The organism is Xanthomarina arctica (genome assembly GCF_014638915.1).
GTDB lineage: Bacteria > Bacteroidota > Bacteroidia > Flavobacteriales > Flavobacteriaceae > Xanthomarina > Xanthomarina arctica.
This window is the reverse complement of sequence record NZ_BMFQ01000001.1, coordinates 408,145-428,160: the sequence shown is the minus strand read 5'-3', so window position 1 is coordinate 428,160 and position 20,016 is coordinate 408,145. Positions and strand designations below refer to the sequence as shown.

Sequence of the window (20,016 nt, the reverse complement as noted above, 5' to 3'; positions counted from 1 at the left end):
TTTCTTTAAAAGGTTACGATATTATATTCGCTGTCTTTTAAATTAAAAAAGCTAAAGTATAATGTGCCATTATGGAAAAAGACATCTTCTGCAGTAATATATTTATACTTGTTTGTATATGATTTTATGATCTCAAAAACATTTTTGTCAATAGTTCCTTTAATGTGATTAAACTCGGGATCTAATTTGGTATTAAAGTAAGTCGATTTGGTATTCGAATAAGAATTATAACTGAAATAGGTAGGATTATAGGTTACTAATCCAGCTGAATTTACTGATGTTCCACCCATCATGGGATTTGCACTTGCTGTATTAACAACAACATAACCTCCTAGAGTAATATAAAATAAATCATCTTGTTTTAAAACTGAAATCCCGACGTTACCTGTCGATATTTTTCTTAGATATTTGGATGATTCTTCTAACTCTCTCCTGTTTACAAAAGGGACCCCTGTAGCTCCATCTTGAATTATTGGACCATTCTTAAATGTTATGGCTTTATTGTCATAAACCGAAAACGATTTGATTAAAGTGCCATCCAGATTATTAACTAGAAACTTCATCTCATCCTTAGAACTTGCTATCTGAAAGAAATAATCTTCATAGATATAAGAATTATAGCGTTTAAAATCGTCTTTTGTTCCTTTTGGATAGTCATAACTTTTGTAAGAATAAGAAAAATCGTCAAAATTGATTTTATAAACTAGGGTCGCAGTTTCGTTATTTTCAAAGGTTAAATAAACCAAGTTGTCAAATTGAAACAGTTTATTATCACTAGAGGTTAACTCTATTGCTCCGGGAACACGATGATCGATTTTTTTTACGCTCGATTTCGAATCTCCTAAAACGTAAAACAGACCAAATGTGTGTGCTTCTTTTAGAATTACTTTGTTTTCTTCAAAACCATCAATAGTTATCTTGTTGACACTACTAAAATTGAGGTTTTTGTCTAAAATTCTAATATGAATCACATTGTCATCAGTTGCTGATAAAAGATAGACTTGATTCTTATAATTTACGGTTTCAACAAAGGTTTCATCTTTGAAATCGAAAAGCACTTCTTTTTCATAACTCTCTTTTGAGTCAAAATCGAGAGTCATGACTGCAAATTTTGTTTTTTGATTGTTGGAAAATAAAATATGCTGTTTTAAACCATCGATTTTATAGCCAAGAGCATCTTTATATTTGCTTTTAATGGCATTGGTTTCAAATTCTTGTTTTAAGTTGAAATCGACATCATATAAATAAGCATAAATATCTTTTCCTTCAACTAACAACACCGTTAAATCTTGGTTTATAGTATTAGAAAGCGTTAAGGTCTCCTTGGAAGTACGTCTAGAAACCTCTTCATTTTTAAACTTTAAAACGGTTTTTTGCGCAAGAAGACTTTGCATACTTGCTGCTAGAAAAAACAAGGCAAAGATGAATCTATTCATAAATAGTAGGTTAACTTATATGTAATCCGTTGTTTACATTAGCATCACCTGTACTGAGCGCAGTCGAAGTGTCAGGATTTACAAAAACTAATTTTCCTTCAGGAGTTTCGGTCATTAAAATCATTCCTTGACTTTCTACACCACGTAAAGCTCTTGGCGCTAAATTAACTAAAACAGTTACTTTCTTACCAATTACTTCTTCTGGAGTGAAACTTTCTGCAATTCCAGAAACTATGGTTCTGATATCAATGCCGGTATCTACTTTTAAAACTAAAAGTTTTTTAGCTTTTGGCATTTTTTCAGCTTCCAAAATGGTTCCAACTCTCAAGTCTAATTTGGTGAAATCATCAAAAGTAATTTCTTCTTTTTGAGGCTCAACTGTTTTGTTGGCTGCTTCATTCGCTTTTTTAGTTGCTAATAATTTATCAACTTGGAACTGAACCGTTTCATCTTCAATTTTTGAAAATAACAACTCTGCTTTTCCTATTTGGTGTCCTGCAGGAATTAAGATGTCTTTTGAAGAGACTTCATTCCATGTGTTTTTTTCAAAGTTTAAAATTCTTTTTAATTTATCTGAAGTAAATGGTAAAAACGGTTCACTTAAAGTCGCTAAAGCAGAAGCAATTTGAAGCGCTACAAACATAATTGTTTGTGTTCTGACTTCGTCTTGCTTAATCATTTTCCAAGGCTCTTCATCTGCTAAATATTTGTTTCCAAGGCGGGCTAAATTCATTAATTCCTGACTTGCTTCACGAAATCTGTAGCGTTCAATAGAACTAGATATAACGTCTGGATAGGCTTTTACCGTAGCTAAAGTTTCTTCATCTATCTTAGAAAAATTAGATGCTTCTGGGACAATTCCGTTATAATATTTATCTGTTAATACAACCACACGATTGATGAAGTTCCCAAAAATAGCAACCAATTCGTTGTTATTTCTAGCTTGAAAATCTTTCCATGTAAAGTCGTTATCTTTTGTTTCTGGAGCGTTTGCAGTTAATGCATAACGCAACACGTCTTGCTGATTTGGAAAATCTTCTAAATATTCTGGTAACCAAACAGCCCAATTCTTAGAAGTTGAAAGTTTGTTTCCTTCTAAATTTAAAAACTCGTTTGCAGGTACATTATCTGGAAGAATGTAAGATCCTTCCGCTTTTAGCATGGCTGGAAAAATAATACAGTGAAATACAATATTATCTTTTCCAATAAAATGAACCAATTTGGTATCCTTATCTTTCCAATAAGGTTCCCAATCTTTTCCTTCGCGTGCTGCCCATTCTTTGGTTGCAGAAATGTAGCCAATTGGTGCATCGAACCAAACGTAAAGTACTTTGCCTTCAGCATCTGGAAGAGGAACAGGAATTCCCCAATCTAAATCTCTGGTTACTGCTCTTGGACGTAAACCGTCGTCAATCCATGACTTACATTGTCCGTATACATTCGATTTCCAGTCTTTTTTATGTCCTTCTAAAATCCATTCTTTTAAAAAGGCTTCGTGTTTATCTAAAGGTAAAAACCAGTGTTTGGTTTGCTTTAAAGTTGGCACGTTGCCTGTAATAGCTGATTTAGGATTAATTAAATCTGTAGCATTATGACTTGTACCACAAGCTTCACATTGATCGCCATAACTTTCTTCGTTGCCACATTTTGGACAGGTTCCAATAACAAAACGATCTGCTAAAAACTGATTCGCTTCTTCGTCGTATAATTGCTCTGTAACTTCTTCAATAAATTCGCCTTTTTCGTATAAAGTGGTGAAAAATTCTGAGGCAGTATCGTGATGAATTTTAGCAGTAGTTCTAGAATAATTATCTAAAGAAATTCCAAAATCTTCAAACGATTTTTTAATAATTGCATGATATTTATCAACGATATCTTGAGGAGAAACGCCTTCTTTTTTCGCTTTTATAGTAATTGGAACACCATGTTCGTCGCTTCCACAAATAAAAGCAACATCATTTCCTGTTAAACGTAAGTAGCGAGCGTAAATATCTGCTGGTACATAAACACCTGCCAAATGGCCAATATGAATAGGTCCATTTGTATAAGGCAATGCGGCTGTTATGGTATATCTTTTTGACATTTTTAGAACTTTTTTAGAATCCACAAAAGTACACAATTTGAAAGGGATTTAGAAAAAAAATGTACATTTACCATATGACAAAAAACATCTTTTTTTTATCCTTACTCTGCCTGGTTTTTTTCTTCGGAAAAACCTCGCTTTCAGCTCAGGAAACATTAACATATAAAACACAAGTTTTGAAACAACCTCCATATTTAAAAGCTGGCGATACGGTTGCCATTGTGGCACCCTCAGGAATTCTAAAAAATAAAGCGGGCGAAATTCAACAAGCTGAAAACTTGCTTAAAAGTTGGGGTTTACATGTGGTTGTTGGAAAACATGTTTTTAGTCAGGATAATCATTTTGCTGGAACAGATGAAGAACGCTGTGAAGATTTTCAAAAAGCGATGGACGACCCTACAATTAGTGCTATTTGGTGCGCCAGAGGAGGTTATGGAACGGTTCGAATTTTAGATAAATTGGATTTTACAAAGTTCAGTAAAAATCCGAAATGGCTGATAGGCTATAGTGATATTACTGCCTTGCATAATCAATTTCATAATGAAGGTTTTGAGAGCATCCATGCGATAATGAGTACCAGTTTAACAGATAATTTAGACGATATTTCGGAGTCTGTTTCAACATTTAAGGAAGCGATTTTTGGAGTAAACTTAAAGTATACACTAATGGGATCCAATTACAACCGAGTTGGAACAGTAACCGCTCCCTTGGTTGGAGGAAACTTAACCATGCTACACACCATGTTGGGTTCTAAAACTAGTATTGATACCAGTGGCAAAATATTATTTATTGAAGAAATAGGGGAGTATAAATACCATATTGATAGAATGTTGCAAAGTTTAAAACGAGCTGGATATTTTGATAATTGTGCAGGTGTTTTAGTTGGTGATATGAGTAAAATGAAGAAAAACACGACCCTTTGGGGAACATCAATAGAGCAACTTATTTTAGATGCGCTATCAGATTATAATTTCCCAATTGCCTTTAATATGCCAGCAGGACATGAAAAAGATAATCGCGCAATGATTTTGGGAAGGAAAGTTGAGATGACTGTTGCAAAAGATAAAACAACGGTTATTTTTAAAGACTAAATTACTCTGAATAATCTTTTAGCAAAGTACGATAATTGGTTAAAATCTTAGAACGACTAATGAAACCGCAAAACTTTTTATTTTCGTCTAACAAAGGTAATTGCCAAACATCTGCTTCATCAAACATTTTGGTGACTTCCATAACAGAATCAGTTTGATTGATAATAAACGAAGGTTTAATGGCTAAATGACTCACGGTTATTTCATCAGCTGGCTTTTTTCCTAAAAGATACGGACGAAGGTGCTCTCTATTTAAAATACCTAAGAATTGATTATTGTCATTAATAACAGCCATACTGTTCTGGTCGCTATTTCTGAATTTTTGCATTACTTCATCCATACTTTCGTTAGTATGCAACACCAAAGAAGCAGGATTTATACAATCTTTCAATGAGATTTGAGAAAGAATGTTTTGATCTTGACGCGTGGTGAAAATTTTACCTTCGGCTGCCAATTTATTATATGCTGGGTTTATGGGCGAAAAGAACCTATTTACAACATAAGCAATAACAGAAACAGTCATTAATGGAATAAATAAATCATAACCACTACTGGTTTCAGCAATCAAAAAGATGGCTGTTAGTGGCGCGTATAAAGCTCCAGACATAACACCAGCCATTCCAACTAGCATTAAATTAGTTACAGGTACGTCTTGGAATCCAATCATTTCCAGAGCAAAACCAAAAGCATACCCCAAAAAGCCACCAGCAACCAGTGAGGGTGCAAAATTACCACCATTCCCACCGGAACCAAGGGTTATACTTGTTGCAAAAGCTTTTAAAAGTGTGGCTAATGCCAAGAAAATTAAGATAATAAGTTGCGAGTCGCCAAAATATTTAAAAAAACTTTCATGAATTAAATTCACAGCATTGCCTTGATGCAAAATTTTAATATTGAGATAGCCTTCGCCAAAGAGTGGAGGAAAAGCAACGCATAGCAAAGATAATAAGCTACCACCAACGATGGCTTTTAATATGACTCGTTTGCCAAAACGGTCAAAAAACTCATGGACTTTCTGGCCTACAATTAAAAAATAACGCGCATAAAGGCCGGTTAGTAAACCTAAAATGATATAGTAAAAAATATTAAGATGATTAAACACTTCACGTGCTTCAAAATTGAAAAGAATATCTTCATCTAAAATAACTGTTGAAAGCAAACTTCCGCAGATTGCTGCAATAACAAGCGGAATAAAATCTGTAAAAACCAGCCCTGTAAGTAATATTTCAAAAGCAAACATAATACCTGCAATTGGAGCATTGAAGGCGGCTGCAATACCTGCGGCAGCACCAGAAGCTAGCAATAATGTTCTTTCCTTAAATCCTAAACGGTAGCGTTGTGCATAATTAGAACCTATAGCAGATCCTGTAATGGCAATTGGAGATTCTAAACCTACAGATCCACCAAAACCTACTGTGATTCCACTTTGTATAATTTGCGAATACATTTTAGAAGGTTTAATTTTACTTTGATTTTGAGAAATGTCCTTTAAAACAAATGATAACTCTTTATCCTCATCCCCTTTGAAAAAATACTTGACTACTAGAGCGGTAAGAGTAATTCCCACTACAGGAAAAATAGCATATATATACATTCGTTCCTCAAAAGGGACTTCCGTATTAATAAATACTTGAATATGGTGTACAATAACCTTAAGAACAACTCCTCCCAGACCAGCTGTTAAGCCTACCAAGATGCCCGATAAAATAAGGAATTGTGAACGCGTTAGGCGCTCGCTTATCCAGATTAAAAGGATTTCGGCAAAATTAAATTTTCTATATGGGTAATTGATAAAAGCTTTTTTGAATTGCAAAAAGCTGACATATAGTTTCTTGATTTTGTACATTATGAGTGATATTTCTATTTAAGGCTTAAAGGAAATAAAGGTGTTTTAAATCAAAGTAGTAAATTGATAGAACCAAACATTCTCCAACATTAAAATATCATGCAAATTTCGATAAAATAATAAAAGGAAGGCATTAAAAGGAATAGAAATTTAATTTCTGTTCTTAAAAAGAAATATAGTCTAGATCTTTCAGGTTTTTAAAACAGAAAGATCTCAAAATAATCTTTTGTGGAAGAAATAAAATAGGAAAGCTCCTAAAAAATAGAGTATCACATCTATAAGATCTCCTGTATATCTCATGTTGATTTTTGGCATCAACCATTCGAAATATATAGCATAGTATACTGTTAGAACAAAAATGATACTTAATGGTACATAAATGGTATCTGTTTTTTTTATAAGACGAAGTGTGGCAAGACTAAGGCTTAATACAATTGGCATGCAGAGTAGATCGTTTGCATAAAAGTATATCCAAGTTGGAAGTGGTAGTGAGAATCTACTTGCTAAATATATAAGCAATGCGACAAGACATAAGCTTAAAAAAATGTGATTTTTAAGGATTTTCATGCGGCGACAGCTGAAATTAACCAAGCAATAAACATTCCAATAGCCATAAATGCAAGCCAAATAGAACGGAAGATTTTAGCGATAATACGAATTAACAAAAACCGATGATTACCATATTTTTCAAAAAAAGAGGGTTCCTTTTTTTTGGATGCATCTTGTTTTAATCGTTCCTCTTTTTCCTTTTTTATGGCTAATTCGCGTCTTATTTTATAATTTAATACCTCTCCACAGTGCTCGCAATAATCATTATCTGTATTATAAATACCACAACTAGGACATTTTATAGTAGCCATGTTTTACACGCTTTAATTAATTTACAAAAGTACTGCTTATTGGATGATTTCATTTTCAATTTGAAATATCATTTATCTTTTGCTTAAAGGTGAGAGATAGTTATCTTTAACTTATTACTTACAAGGTTTTTTAAAACTTATTAATTTGCAGGCTAAGATTCCTGCGTTCGCAGGAATTATGGCACAGCATAACGAACTTGGAGAATGGGGAGAGCAATTTGCTGCCGAATATCTTTTAAAAAAAGGGTATAAAATTTTGGAGCGTAATTATTATTATGATCGCGCCGAAGTTGATATTATAGCCAAAACAAAAGCTGGGGACTGTATTGTTTGTGTCGAGGTGAAAACTAGAAATTCTGATTTTTTTGGCGATCCACAAAGTTTTGTAAGCCAAGGAAAGATCAAACTTCTTGTAAAAGCTATGGATGCGTATCTTATAGACAATGATATTTCCCTAGAAACCCGTTTCGATATTATTGCTATTATTAAAAATAAATTTAAAGAAGATCTTACACATTACGAAGATGCTTTCTATCATTTTTAATTCATAATAGGTTTTAAAACAGCCAATGCCTGTTTTACGGTTTTAATATTCTCGAAAGTCAGTAACAATCGGAGACCATTTCTGGTTTGTTTTTCTTTCATTTTACATGCGCCTGGATGCTGTTGTACAAACTGTAACACCTTTGTAAATCCGGTACTTTGATAAAAACCACTTTTTTGATCGGTTATAAAATAGCCTATAAGCTTGCCTTGCTTCATAATCACTTTTTCAAATCCCATTTTAGTAGCAATCCATTTTATTCGAACACTATTTAGTAGATCGACCACTTGGGTTGGAAGCTCGCCAAAACGATCCACGATTTCCGATTCGAACTTTTGTAAGTCTTCTTCGGTTTTCATGCCGTTAAGTTGTGTGTAAAGATTTAGACGTTCAGAAATATTATTGACATAATCGTCTGGAAAAAGCAATTCGAAATCAGAATCGATGGTAATATCTTTTACATATTCTTTTTCTTTGCCATCGTCTTCATATAAATCTTTAAATTCATTTTCTTTTAGTTCCTCAATGGCTTCATTTAATATTTTCTGATACGTATCAAAACCAATATCGTTTATAAAACCACTTTGTTCACCACCTAATAAATCTCCAGCCCCACGAATTTCCAAATCTTTCATAGCAATATTAATCCCGCTTCCAAGTTCAGAAAATTGCTCTAAGGCTGTAATTCGTTTTCTGGCATCATCTGTCATGGCAGAGTATTCCGGCGTAATAAAATAGCAAAAAGCTTTTTTATTGCTTCGCCCAACACGTCCACGCATTTGGTGTAAATCGCTAAGTCCGAAATTGTTAGCGTTATTTATAAAAATGGTATTCGCATTTGGCACATCTAAACCACTTTCGACAATGGTTGTACTCACTAAAACATCAAATTCGCCATTAATAAAAGCTAGCATTAAGCTTTCAAGTTTTTTACCTTCCATTTGTCCATGACCAATACCAATTTTGGCATCTGGTACCAAACGTTGAATCATGCCAGCAACTTCCTTAATGTTTTCAATACGGTTATGGATGAAGAAAATCTGGCCTCCACGTTGGATTTCGTAGGTTACCGCATCTCTTATGGTTTCTTCGCTAAAACGAATCACATGACTTTCAATAGGGTATCTATTTGGGGGAGGCGTTGTAATTACCGACATGTCTCTTGCGGCCATTAAACTAAATTGAAGGGTTCTTGGAATTGGGGTAGCCGTTAGCGTTAGCACATCGACATTGTCTTTTAACGTTTTTAGTTTTTCTTTTACGGCAACACCAAACTTTTGTTCTTCGTCAACAATTAATAAACCTAAGTCTTTAAACTTTACGTTTTTATTTACTAGTTGATGGGTTCCAATAATGATATCTACTTTACCATTTTCCAACTGCTCTAAGGTTTCTCTTTTTTCTTTAGCCGTTCTAAAACGATTAAGATAATCCACAGTAACTGGGAAATCTTTTAAACGCTCTTTAAAAGTTCTAGAATGTTGATAAGCCAAAATAGTTGTTGGCACTAAAACAGCCACTTGTTTTCCATTATCTACAGCTTTAAAAGCGGCGCGAATAGCTACTTCTGTTTTACCAAAGCCAACATCGCCACAAATCAATCTGTCCATGGGTCTTTCGCTTTCCATGTCTGTTTTAATATCTGTGGTAGCTGTAGTTTGGTCTGGCGTATCTTCATATATAAAAGAAGATTCCAATTCCAATTGCATGGAACTATCTGGGTTGTATTGATATCCTTTTTCTAGTTTGCGTTTGGCATAAACCTTAATCAGGTTAAAAGCTATTTCTTTAACTCTAGATTTGGTTTTTTGTTTCAGGTTTTTCCAAGCAGCAGACCCTAGTTTGTAAATTTTAGGTGCTTTGCCATCTTTCCCATTAAACTTGGTGATTTTATGAAGCGAATGAATGCTTAAATATAAAATATCGCGTTCGCCATAAATCAATTTTATGGCTTCTTGCTTTTTACCTTCAACATCTATCTTTTGTAATCCTCCAAAACGCCCAACACCATGATCGATGTGTGTTACATAATCACCAATTTCAAGGTTTGTTAACTCCTTTAAAGTTATAGCTTGCTTTTTTGCATAGCCATTTTTAAGATGAAATTTATGGTAACGCTCAAAAATTTGATGGTCTGTATAGCAGGCTATTTTATTTTCCTTGTCTATGAATCCCTGGTAAAGAGACAAAACAATGGTTTTATAATGAACCGTTTGATCTACATCCTCAAAAATATCATGAAATCTTTTGGCCTGTTGTTCACTTGCGCAAGCAATATAATTTGAATAACCTTTGTCGTGATTGGTATTTAAGTTTTCAATTAATAAATTGAATTGTTTATTAAAAGAAGGTTGTGGAGACGTATTAAATTGGATTACATTCTCATCGTTTTTGAAAAATGCTTGTGTACCAAATTCAACAATGGTATAATCTAATAGTTGTTTTTTTAGTAAAGTGCTATTACAAAATAACTCTTCTGGTTCGGCATGTTTTAATTCTGATGATAAATTTTTGAAAGTTTCAACGGCTTTTTGGAAAAAATCGTCGATTCTTGAAAACAATAAATCGCTATTTTTAGTAAAAACCACTGTTTTGGAAGCCATATAATCTAGAAAACTTTGTCTGCTTTCTTCAAAAAACTTGTTGGCAACATTAGGAATGATGTTTATTTTTTTGATTTGCTCTGTAGAAAGTTGTGTTTCTACATCGAAGGTTCTAATACTATCCACTTCATCTCCAAAAAATTCTATTCGGTAAGGTTCATCATGACTAAATGAAAAAACATCTACAATCCCTCCACGAACTGAAAATTCGCCAGGTTCTGTAACAAAATCTACACGTTTAAATTTATATTCAAACAAAACTTCGTTTACAAAATCGATAGATAAATTGTCGCTTACAGAAACTTTTAAAGTGTTTCGCTCAAGTTCTTTTCTGGTGACTACTTTTTCGAATAAGGCATCCGGATAAGTAACTATGATAGCTGGTTTTTTACGAGAATTTATTCGGTTTAAAACTTCAGCCCTAAGAAGCACGTTTGCATTATCTGTTTCTTCAATTTGATAAGGTCTACGGTAGCTTCCAGGATAAAAAAGGACATCTTTATCATTTAACATGACCTCTAAATCATTCAGGTAAAAGGCAGCTTCTTCTTTATCATCAAAAACTAGAAGAAAAGGTTTGTCTGCATGTTTAAAGGTTTCGGTTAAAACAAATGAAAAAGAAGAGCCTACTAGTCCTTTTAAATGCGTTTTACTTTGGGTTTTGGCAATAGCAGTTTTCAGATTTTGCGTTTGCAAAGCCTGTGCATATGTTTGCGAGAGAAAAGTTTTACTCAAGACAATTTATTTTTATGAATCTCGGATTCTAAGAAATGCAAATATAAAGCATAGTATTTAATAATAGTTTAATTTATTTCTTGAAATAGACCCCGATTTCATCAATTAAAAAAACCAATTTTATATTTTAAAAGGTAGTATCTTTGATTATATTTGCAGCACTAAAAAAATAAGATTATATGTCATTTTCAGATTTATTCGATAGCGGATTTAAACAACGCAACTCAGACCATTTTGCATCTATTGTTAGAGTAGCTATGGATGATGGAATTATTACAGATGATGAGAAAGCGTTTTTAGATCGTTTGGCTCGAAATTTAGATATTAATGAAGATGAATACAAAATCATCTTAAAAGACTATCAGTCTCACCCAATCAATCCTCCTACATCTTATGATAGACGTTTAGAACGTTTATACGATTTGTCTAGAATGGTTTATGTAGATCATATTAAAGGAGATAATGAAGTTGATGTCCTTAAAAAGATTGCTGTTGGTCTAGGTTTTACCCCAGACAATGTGAAGTATGTTGTGGACAAAGCATTAACTTTAGTTAGTAATGGTGTGGATTTAGACACCTTTACAGAAGAAATAAAAAAGATGAATAGATAGAGTTGACTATCTTAAATAAGAAAAAGGCGAGTTGTTTAAAAAACAACTCGCCTTTTTTATGTTCTATAAGAGATTGATTATTGAGCGTTTCTCATAAATTCTTCAGCTTTTTCAACCATATTTTTACTTCCACAAATAAAAGGAACTCTTTGGTGTAGCTCTGTAGGCTCGATATCCATAATTCTAGTAAAACCATCGCTAGCTTTACCTTTTGCTTGCTCTGCTAAAAATGCCATTGGGTTACATTCATATAATAAACGTAATTTACCATCTGAAGTTTTAGAACTTTTAGGATACAAGTAAATACCACCTTTTATCATGTTTCTATGAAAATCTGAAACTAAAGACCCAATATATCTACTCGTATAAGGTCTATCTTCTTCTTCCATTTGGCAATATTTAATATAATCCTTGATGCCTTTAGGGAAATGAATGTAATTTCCTTCGTTTACAGAATAAATATGTCCATCTTGAGGAAATTCCATATTTGGATGCGATAAATAAAATGTACCAATTGCCGGATTTAATGTAAACCCGTTGACACCATCTCCAGTAGTGTAAACTAACATGGTAGAAGTGCCATAAACAATATATCCAGCGGCAACTTGTTGATTTCCTTTTTGAAGGAAGTCTTCTAGAGTTACTGGTGTTCCTACAGGAGAGACACGTCTATATATTGAGAAAATAGATCCAACAGATACATTGACATCAATGTTAGAAGAGCCATCCAACGGATCAATTAAAACGACATATTTGTTCTGATTGTTTTTATCTTGACTATTGATGCTAATAAAACTATCTTCCTCTTCACTAGCAATACCACAAACAATATTTCTGTTTTTAAGAGTCTGGATAAATTTTTCGTTTGCATAAACGTCCAATTTTTGCTGGTCTTCACCTTGTATGTTGGTGTCTCCGGCAGCTCCAATAATATCTACCAGACCAGCTTTATTTACCTCGTGGTTTACTACTTTTGCCGCTAAGCGAATAGAGTTAATTAGTCGGGATAATTCTCCAGAAGTGTATTTAAAAGAAGTTTGATTCTCAATTATAAATTCCCCTAAAGTTTTATTTTTTCTTAGCATGAAGTTTCAATGTGTTGATTGAATTGCAAATATCGTGTTTTTTAATAAACTACAACGTTTTCGGAAGATTTTAATCATAGCCGTTAAACATCTTTCACTTATCTTTATCACAAATTTTTTATATGAAAATTTCAATAAGGAAGGCAGAAAAGGCAGACATGGCAAACGTTCTTAATTTAATTAAAGAACTGGCTATATTCGAGAAAGAACCCGATGCTGTGGAAATTTCCGTTGCAGATTTAGAGCGTGATGGTTTTAAAGAGCATCCCGAATTTCAATGTTTTGTTGCTGAAGCAGAAAATAAGATAGAAGGGATTGCGTTGGTTTATAAACGGTATTCAACTTGGAAAGGTAGCGTCTTGCATTTAGAAGATTTAGTAGTAAGCCAGAAGATGAGAGGGAATCAAATAGGCACTTTGCTTTTGGATGAAGTTGTGAAGTACGGCAATCAATTAGGTGTGAAACGAATATGTTGGGATGTTCTGGATTGGAATGAAGATGCTATTGCATTTTACGAGAAAAAAGGAGCCAATGTTATGAGAGATTGGGATGTGGTTCATTTAAACGAGCAAGGAATTAAAGGATATTTATCAAATATTAATTAAAAAGATTCCCATTTGCATGGGAAATAAATATGCAAGTATTTAAATTTGGAGGTGCATCTGTAAAAGATGCAAAAGGAGTAAAAAACTTAATAAGAGTTTTAAATAGAACTGGTTATAAGAATACATTGATAGTGGTTTCTGCCATGGGAAAAACAACCAATGCTCTGGAGGAGGTTATCAATAATTATTTTAATACCAAAGGCGAACTACAAAGTTCTATTCAAGAAGTTATAAAGTTTCATAATGCTATTTTAATGGATTTGTTTGACAATGAACATCATGAAGTCTTTAAAAAGATAGCCCATTTAATTAACGAACTAAAAGCGTTTTTGGAAATAAATAAATCGCCAGATTATAATTTTGTATACGATCAAGTTATAGGTTATGGCGAGTTGATTTCTACAACTATTATTAGCGAATATCTTAACGAGGTTGGCTTGAAAAATCAGTGGTTGGATGTTAGGGAGTTTATAAAAACGGATACGTATTATAGGAGCGCTCATGTTAATTGGGAAGAAACTCAAGAACGTATCTCTAAAGGTTTTAATAGAAATCAATTAAATATTACCCAAGGTTTTTTGGGAAGCGATTCCAATAATTTTACAACCACTTTAGGTCGTGAAGGAAGTGACTATACAGCCGCTATTTTTGCATATTCTTTAAATGCAGAAAGTGTTACTATTTGGAAAGATGTGCCTGGTGTTTTAAACGCAGATCCACGTTATTTTGAAAATGCCCAATTACTTCATAAAATATCTTATCGAGAAGCTATTGAGTTGGCTTTTTATGGGGCTTCTGTTATTCATCCAAAAACATTACAACCTTTACAACGTAAAGAGATTCCTTTGTATGTAAAATCTTTTTTAGAACCAGAAAACACAGGGACTATGGTTTGTAAAGAATTTGGGCTAGACCCACATATTCCTTGTTTTATAGTTAAGAAAAACCAAGTGCTTATTTCGTTGTCTTCTTTAGATTTTTCATATATCGTAGAAGATAATATTAGTGAGATTTTTAAATTACTACACTTATATAAAATGAAAGTGCATGTAATTCAAAATTCGGCCATTAGTTTTTCGGTTTGTGTGGATAATATGTATCAAAATTTAGATAAATTATTACAGCATTTAAAAGCAAAATTCAAAGTAACTTGTATCGATAATGTGTCGTTATACACCATTAGACATTATAATGAAGCTGCAATAAAACAGCTAGAAATGGGTAAAACTGTGTTGCTTAAGCAATTAACGCAGGAAACCATGCAAATAGTTACTAAATAAACATTTTCATTACATTTGTATTCATGACCAAGCAAAAAGATACAGAATTAGTTTCTGCCAAAGAAGTGGCTAAAGCCATACAAATAGATTCCTATGGATTTGTAGGAACTTTTATTGGATGGATTCTTATGAAAGTATTAAAATTGTCCACACTTAACACTATTTATAACCGAAATAAGCATCTTAAAAATGAGGATTTTATAAATAGCATTTTAAGTGAATTTGAAATTAAATTTGAAATTCCTGAAGAAGATTTAAAGCGATTACCAAAAAGTGGCCCTTATATTACGGTCTCTAATCATCCGCTTGGAGGTATTGATGGAGTTTTACTTTTAAAATTAATGCTGGAACAAAGAGAAGATTTTAAAATTTTGGCTAATTTTCTTCTTAGTAGAATAGAGCCATTAAAACCTTACTTCTTGCCGGTTAATCCTTTTGAAGATAGAAAGGAAGTGAAATCTAGTGTTGTAGGTTTTAAAAATGCCATAAAACATTTAAAAGATGGTCATCCTCTTGGTGTGTTCCCAGCGGGAGAGGTTTCAACATATAAGGACGGGAAACTTTTGGTAGATAAGCCATGGGAGGTTCCTGCTATGAAACTTATTAGAAACGCAGAAGTTCCTGTTGTTCCTATTTATTTTCATGCGAAAAATAGTTCTTTGTTTTATAAGCTCTCCCGGATAAGTGATAAGTTTAGAACCGCTAAATTACCTTCGGAGTTGTTAACTCAAAAACGACGAATTATTAAGGTAAGGATAGGAAAGCCAATCTCTGTTGCCGACCAGAAAGAACATCATAGTCTTGAAGAATTTTCGGAATTTATAAGAAAGAAAACATACATGCTTTCTAATTCTTTCGATGAAAAAGGGAATTTATTAAGTACTTTTTCAACATCATTAAAAGTTCCAAAACCACCTAAACGTATTGTAACTCCAATCTCTAAGGAGATTATGAATAAAGAAGTTGAAGCTTTAAGAACTGGGGATTTTCGACTGTTACAAAGTAAAAATTATGAAGTGTTTTTAGCAACTTCAAAAGAGATTCCAAACATCTTAAGAGAAATAGGAAGATTGCGTGAAATTACTTTTAGAGAAATTGGAGAAGGTACAAATGAAGCTATAGATTTGGACACCTTTGACACTTATTACCACCACATGTTTCTTTGGGATAGTGAACAAGGCGTTGTGGCTGGGGCATATAGAATGGGTTTAGGTTCCGAAATATTTTCGAAATATGGTATTGATGGTTTCTACCTTCAAGATCTTTTTAGGTTTGAACCAGAATTGTACAAAATGATGAGCGAATCCATAGAATTGGGGCGTGCTTTCATTATTAAAGAATACCAGCAAAAACCCATGCCTTTATTTCTGCTTTGGAAAGGTATCGTTCATACTACTTTGCGTTATCCAGATCATAAATTTTTAATTGGAGGTGTTAGTATTAGTAACCAGTTTACTAATTTTTCTAAGTCGCTTATGATTGAGTTTATGAAATCTCATTATTACGACCCTTATATCGCGCAATATGTGCATCCTAAAAAAGAATTTAAGGTGAAGCTGAAAGATGCTGATAAAGATTTTGTTTTTGATGAAACTGAAGCCGATTTAAACAAGTTCGATAAAATTATCGATGAGGTAGAGCCAGGAGCTTTACGCTTGCCAGTGTTGCTTAAAAAATACATTAAGCAAAATGCTAGATTGGTTGCTTTTAATGTCGATCCGTTATTTAATAACGCTGTAGATGGATTGATGTACATCAAAATAGCCGACTTGCCAGAAAGTACGGTAAGACCAGTAATGGAAGAGTTTCAAGCCGAATTAGAGCAGAAGCTTTCAGAGCAAAACGATTCTTAACATTTTTATTTCGGAATGAATTCTAGGCTTTTTAATATTTAGATTTGAATATTATAAAAAGGCCTTGTCAACAGGTTCCCAAAGTTCTATTTTATTTCCGTCGTTGTCTAAAATCCAGCCAAATTTGCCATAGTCGTATTCTTCCATGTCACCTACAATGGTAACGCCTTCATCTTTTAAAACAGCTAATAACTCCTTTAAATTTTCCACACGATAATTAAACATAAAATCTCTTTTTGAAGGCTCAAAATGTTTGGTGTCTTCAGCAAAAGGACTCCATTGGGTGGAGCAATCTTTCCCATCTTTGTCTTTCCACCAAAAGGTACAACCATAATCGTCTGTGTTGAATCCTAGATGTTTTTTATACCAATCTTTTGAGGCTATTGGATCTTCGGTTTTAAAGAATAAACCTCCAATTCCTGTAACGCGTTTTTTCATATAAAATATTTTTTCATTCCCTTGAAGAAGGGAATCTTATTCAATTAAATCATGTTTTTTTACCACCAATAAACGAATAATTATAGAATACAACTTGATGTTAATTCCTGAAATAATTACTTTATTATTTGTTCTTTATATTTTTCTCATAAATCTGAATCCATTCAACCACCGTCATTTTTCTACAGAGCTCTCCAATAAGCTCAAAGGGAATGTCTTCCAATATTTTGAATCTCACACAGCTTTTTCCCATGTCCAGTTTCCGTTTACTATGTTTTGGAAACTCGGCAACAAACCAATCGTGAATTTCAGGATTTGCATAAATACCACTATGATAAAGATTAACAGAGTTTTTCTGTGAAGCGAAACCCATAAAAGGCAATGGCGTTTTTGGATCGCAATGATACCCTTCTAGATATACAGAATGTGGCACATAATAACCAATCATACCGTATTGAATGCCTTCCTCAAAACCTTTTGGAAGGTTGTCATTAATTATTTTTCTGAGTTTATTTAGAGCTACTTTTCGTTCTTCAGGAACTTGATTAATATAGTCTTCTGGAGAATTCGCTTGGTATTGCATGTTTTGTTATTCTTTATGTTATAAAGTTAACAAAATTTTTCTTTAATCTTATCGACAATGGTTTGTGCTAATTTTTCTTTGCTTTCAACTGTCCAACCAGCAACATGAGGCGTTAGAATAACATTGTTGGCTTTTATTAAATATTGAAAAGGTTCTGGCATGGTTGAAGTAAACATATCTTCAAAAGACGCTTTTTCATATTCTAAGACATCTAATCCTGCGCCTAATATTTTCCCAGATTTTAAAGCCGAAACCAAATCTTTTGTAACCACACTTTTACCACGAGCAGTATTTATAAACCAAAAGGGTTTAACGAAATTATTAATAAACTCCATGTTTATCATATTACGTGTTAAGAGGGTTTCTGGAGTATGTAAACTAATAACATCTGCTTCTTGATATAATACGTCTAATGCAACTTGTTCTGCATTTTTGTCGCCTACATTGGGTTTTAAATCGTAGCAGAGGACATCAACCTCAAAACCACTCAATTTTTTAGCAAAGGCTTTCCCCATGTTTCCGTAACCAATAATTCCAACGGTTTTCCCGTCTAATTCGATACCTCGATTATCTTCACGTAACCATTTGCCTTCACTAACTTCTTGGTTCGCCTTCTTTAGTTTATTAAATAAGGAAAGAAGCATGGCCAAGCTATGTTCGCCAACGGCATTTCTATTGCCTTCTGGAGCAGAAATTAAATAAATGTCTTGGTTTTCGGCTTCTTCACAATCAATATTTTCTAATCCTGCACCGACTCTTCCTATAAATTTCAGGTTTTTTGCAGCGTCTAAAAATTGTTTGTCTATAGCAAAACGACTTCTAATAATAAGACCATCATATGCTGCGATTTTAGCTTCAATTTCAGCTTTAGACGAATTATAATCTTCGTCATTCTGATATCCTAAAGCATTTAACTGCTTAATTAAAAGTGAATGATTGGTATCGAGATGGAGGACTTTCATAATTAAAAACCTAAAATGAATTTTGCTATTAAAAAGTAGATTAAGATTCCAAAAACATCATTGCTCGTGGTTATAAAAGGTCCCGTGGCAACTGCTGGATCTATTCCTCTTTTATCTAAAAATATGGGAATGAATGTACCAATTAATGCGGCCATTACAATTACTGCTACCAAGGCAAGAGCTATGGTTATGGAAACAATATAAGGCGTTCCAAAAACAAAATGCGTTATGGCTAAACCTATCAAAGCAATTGCAACACCATTGACTAAGCCTAATATAAATTCTTTTAAAAGTCGTTTTAAAATATTGCCATCTATCGTGTCGTTTGCTAACCCTTGAACCACAATGGCTGATGACTGTACACCAACGTTTCCTGCAGTTGCTTGAATTAATGGAACAAAACTAAGAAGGACTATAAAGTCTCCCATTTCTCCATTAAAGTGTTCTATAATACTTGCGGCACCTAAACCTCCAAACATACCAATTAATAGCCAAGGGAGTCGTGCAATGGTTAACTCCCAGATACTATCATCTGCTTCAACGTCTCTTGTAATACCTGCGGCAAGTTGGTAATCTTTTTCCGCCTCTTCTTTCATAACATCTACAATGTCATCAATGGTAATTCTTCCTAAAAGGATTTGGTTATCATCAACAACAGGAATAGCTTCTAAATCGTATTTTTGCATGACTCTAACCACTTCTTCGGCTTGGTCATGAACATTTACAGAATCTACATTGGAGTTAGAAATTTCTGCTATTTTTTGATCGCTTTTGGCAACAATTAAATCTTTTAAAGAGAGACGGCCAATCAGCCTATTTTTTTTGTCAACCACATAAATGGAATGAACTCTAGTAACATCTTTTGCTTGTCCTCTAATTCTACGCATGCAACCAGCAACTGTCCAGGTTTCATAAACCTTTACAAGCTCTTTCGCCATTAATCCACCAGCAGAATCTTCATCATAACCTAAAAGTTCGGTAATTTCTGCTTTGTGTTCTTCATCTTCAATTTGAGAAATAACTTCAGCTTGACGTTCTTGTGGTAATTCCGCAATAATATCTGCGGCATCATCTGTGTCTAGCTCTTCAATTTCGTCAGCAATTTCTTTGGCGGACAAGTTTCTTAATATCCTTTCTCGAGTGTCTTCATCGAGTTCCATTAAGATGTCTGAAGTAGTTTCCGAATCTAATAACTTGATAACATAGACCGCTTCTTCTAGATTTAATTCATCTAATATTTCAGCTATATCCGCGTAATGAAACTCATTTAACAAGATATGAAGTTCCTTATCGTTTTTAACTTCGATAAGTTTTTCTACTTGTTTTATAAGTTCATCTGTTAATTCGAATTGTATGTTTTCTTTTTCTTCAGCCATGAGGTTTATCTTCGTTTCACTCAGT

16 protein-coding genes are annotated in these 20,016 nt (G+C 33.4%); 6 read left to right on the top strand and 10 right to left on the bottom strand.

Going from position 1 to position 20,016, the window contains the following annotated elements:
* Positions 1–5 precede the first annotated feature (5 nt).
* Positions 6–1,436, bottom strand: a complete 1,431-nt coding sequence (locus tag IEV77_RS01795) for a hypothetical protein (RefSeq protein ID WP_188461260.1) — start codon at positions 1,434–1,436, stop codon at positions 6–8.
* A 10-nt stretch (positions 1,437–1,446) separates the two neighbouring features.
* Complete coding sequence (gene metG / locus IEV77_RS01790) at positions 1,447–3,555, bottom strand: methionine--tRNA ligase (protein WP_188461258.1); 2,109 nt, start codon at positions 3,553–3,555, stop codon at positions 1,447–1,449.
* Between the two features lie 38 nt (positions 3,556–3,593).
* On the opposite strand from metG, the gene IEV77_RS01785 reads away from it, so the two are divergent.
* Positions 3,594–4,610: a S66 peptidase family protein gene (locus IEV77_RS01785; RefSeq protein WP_188461256.1), complete on the top strand. Its 1,017-nt coding sequence runs from the start codon at positions 3,594–3,596 to the stop codon at positions 4,608–4,610.
* A gap of 1 nt (position 4,611) precedes the next feature.
* On the opposite strand, the gene IEV77_RS01780 is transcribed toward IEV77_RS01785, so the two are convergent.
* Both IEV77_RS01780 and IEV77_RS01775 read right to left on the bottom strand, forming a co-directional pair.
* On the bottom strand, positions 4,612–6,423 hold the full coding sequence (locus tag IEV77_RS01780) for a chloride channel protein (protein ID WP_229736554.1): 1,812 nt from the start codon (positions 6,421–6,423) through the stop codon (positions 4,612–4,614).
* A gap of 596 nt (positions 6,424–7,019) precedes the next feature.
* A complete protein-coding gene (locus IEV77_RS01775; protein ID WP_188461254.1) occupies positions 7,020–7,316 on the bottom strand; it encodes a TFIIB-type zinc ribbon-containing protein in 297 nt (98 codons plus the stop codon).
* 178 nt (positions 7,317–7,494) lie between these two features.
* Between IEV77_RS01775 and IEV77_RS01770 the strand changes: the two genes are divergently transcribed.
* A complete protein-coding gene (locus IEV77_RS01770; RefSeq protein ID WP_188462927.1) occupies positions 7,495–7,860 on the top strand; it encodes a YraN family protein in 366 nt (121 codons plus the stop codon).
* Here the strand turns inward: IEV77_RS01770 and mfd are convergent.
* A complete protein-coding gene (gene mfd / locus IEV77_RS01765; RefSeq protein ID WP_188461252.1) occupies positions 7,857–11,198 on the bottom strand; it encodes a transcription-repair coupling factor in 3,342 nt (1,113 codons plus the stop codon). The genes IEV77_RS01770 and mfd overlap by 4 nt on opposite strands.
* A gap of 179 nt (positions 11,199–11,377) precedes the next feature.
* Between mfd and IEV77_RS01760 the strand changes: the two genes are divergently transcribed.
* Positions 11,378–11,809 (top strand): TerB family tellurite resistance protein, encoded by a 432-nt coding sequence (locus IEV77_RS01760; protein ID WP_188461250.1) that lies wholly within the window; start codon positions 11,378–11,380, stop codon positions 11,807–11,809.
* Positions 11,810–11,886: 77 nt separating this feature from the next.
* On the opposite strand, the gene fbp is transcribed toward IEV77_RS01760, so the two are convergent.
* On the bottom strand, positions 11,887–12,894 hold the full coding sequence (gene fbp, locus IEV77_RS01755) for a class 1 fructose-bisphosphatase (protein WP_188461248.1): 1,008 nt from the start codon (positions 12,892–12,894) through the stop codon (positions 11,887–11,889).
* A gap of 122 nt (positions 12,895–13,016) precedes the next feature.
* On the opposite strand from fbp, the gene IEV77_RS01750 reads away from it, so the two are divergent.
* Genes IEV77_RS01750 through IEV77_RS01740 form a run of 3 tightly spaced genes read left to right on the top strand, consistent with a single transcriptional unit; the run spans position 13,017 to position 16,632 of the window.
* Entirely contained in the window at positions 13,017–13,499 is a 483-nt protein-coding gene (locus tag IEV77_RS01750; protein ID WP_188461245.1) for a GNAT family N-acetyltransferase, read from the top strand.
* A 29-nt stretch (positions 13,500–13,528) separates the two neighbouring features.
* Positions 13,529–14,779 (top strand): aspartate kinase, encoded by a 1,251-nt coding sequence (locus IEV77_RS01745; protein ID WP_188461243.1) that lies wholly within the window; start codon positions 13,529–13,531, stop codon positions 14,777–14,779.
* A 23-nt stretch (positions 14,780–14,802) separates the two neighbouring features.
* Entirely contained in the window at positions 14,803–16,632 is a 1,830-nt protein-coding gene (locus IEV77_RS01740; RefSeq protein ID WP_188461242.1) for a GNAT family N-acyltransferase, read from the top strand.
* Between the two features lie 51 nt (positions 16,633–16,683).
* Here the strand turns inward: IEV77_RS01740 and IEV77_RS01735 are convergent, their stop codons facing one another.
* The 4 genes from IEV77_RS01735 to mgtE form a co-directional block, all read right to left on the bottom strand.
* Positions 16,684–17,070 carry a VOC family protein gene (locus tag IEV77_RS01735; protein ID WP_188461240.1) on the bottom strand — a complete coding sequence of 129 codons (387 nt, stop codon included), beginning with the start codon at positions 17,068–17,070 and terminating at the stop codon, positions 16,684–16,686.
* A gap of 124 nt (positions 17,071–17,194) precedes the next feature.
* On the bottom strand, positions 17,195–17,653 hold the full coding sequence (locus tag IEV77_RS01730) for a DUF1801 domain-containing protein (protein ID WP_188461238.1): 459 nt from the start codon (positions 17,651–17,653) through the stop codon (positions 17,195–17,197).
* Between the two features lie 26 nt (positions 17,654–17,679).
* Entirely contained in the window at positions 17,680–18,615 is a 936-nt protein-coding gene (locus tag IEV77_RS01725; protein ID WP_188461236.1) for a 2-hydroxyacid dehydrogenase, read from the bottom strand.
* Positions 18,616–18,617: 2 nt separating this feature from the next.
* On the bottom strand, positions 18,618–19,991 hold the full coding sequence (mgtE, locus tag IEV77_RS01720) for a magnesium transporter (RefSeq protein ID WP_188461233.1): 1,374 nt from the start codon (positions 19,989–19,991) through the stop codon (positions 18,618–18,620).
* Positions 19,992–20,016: the final 25 nt, after the last annotated feature.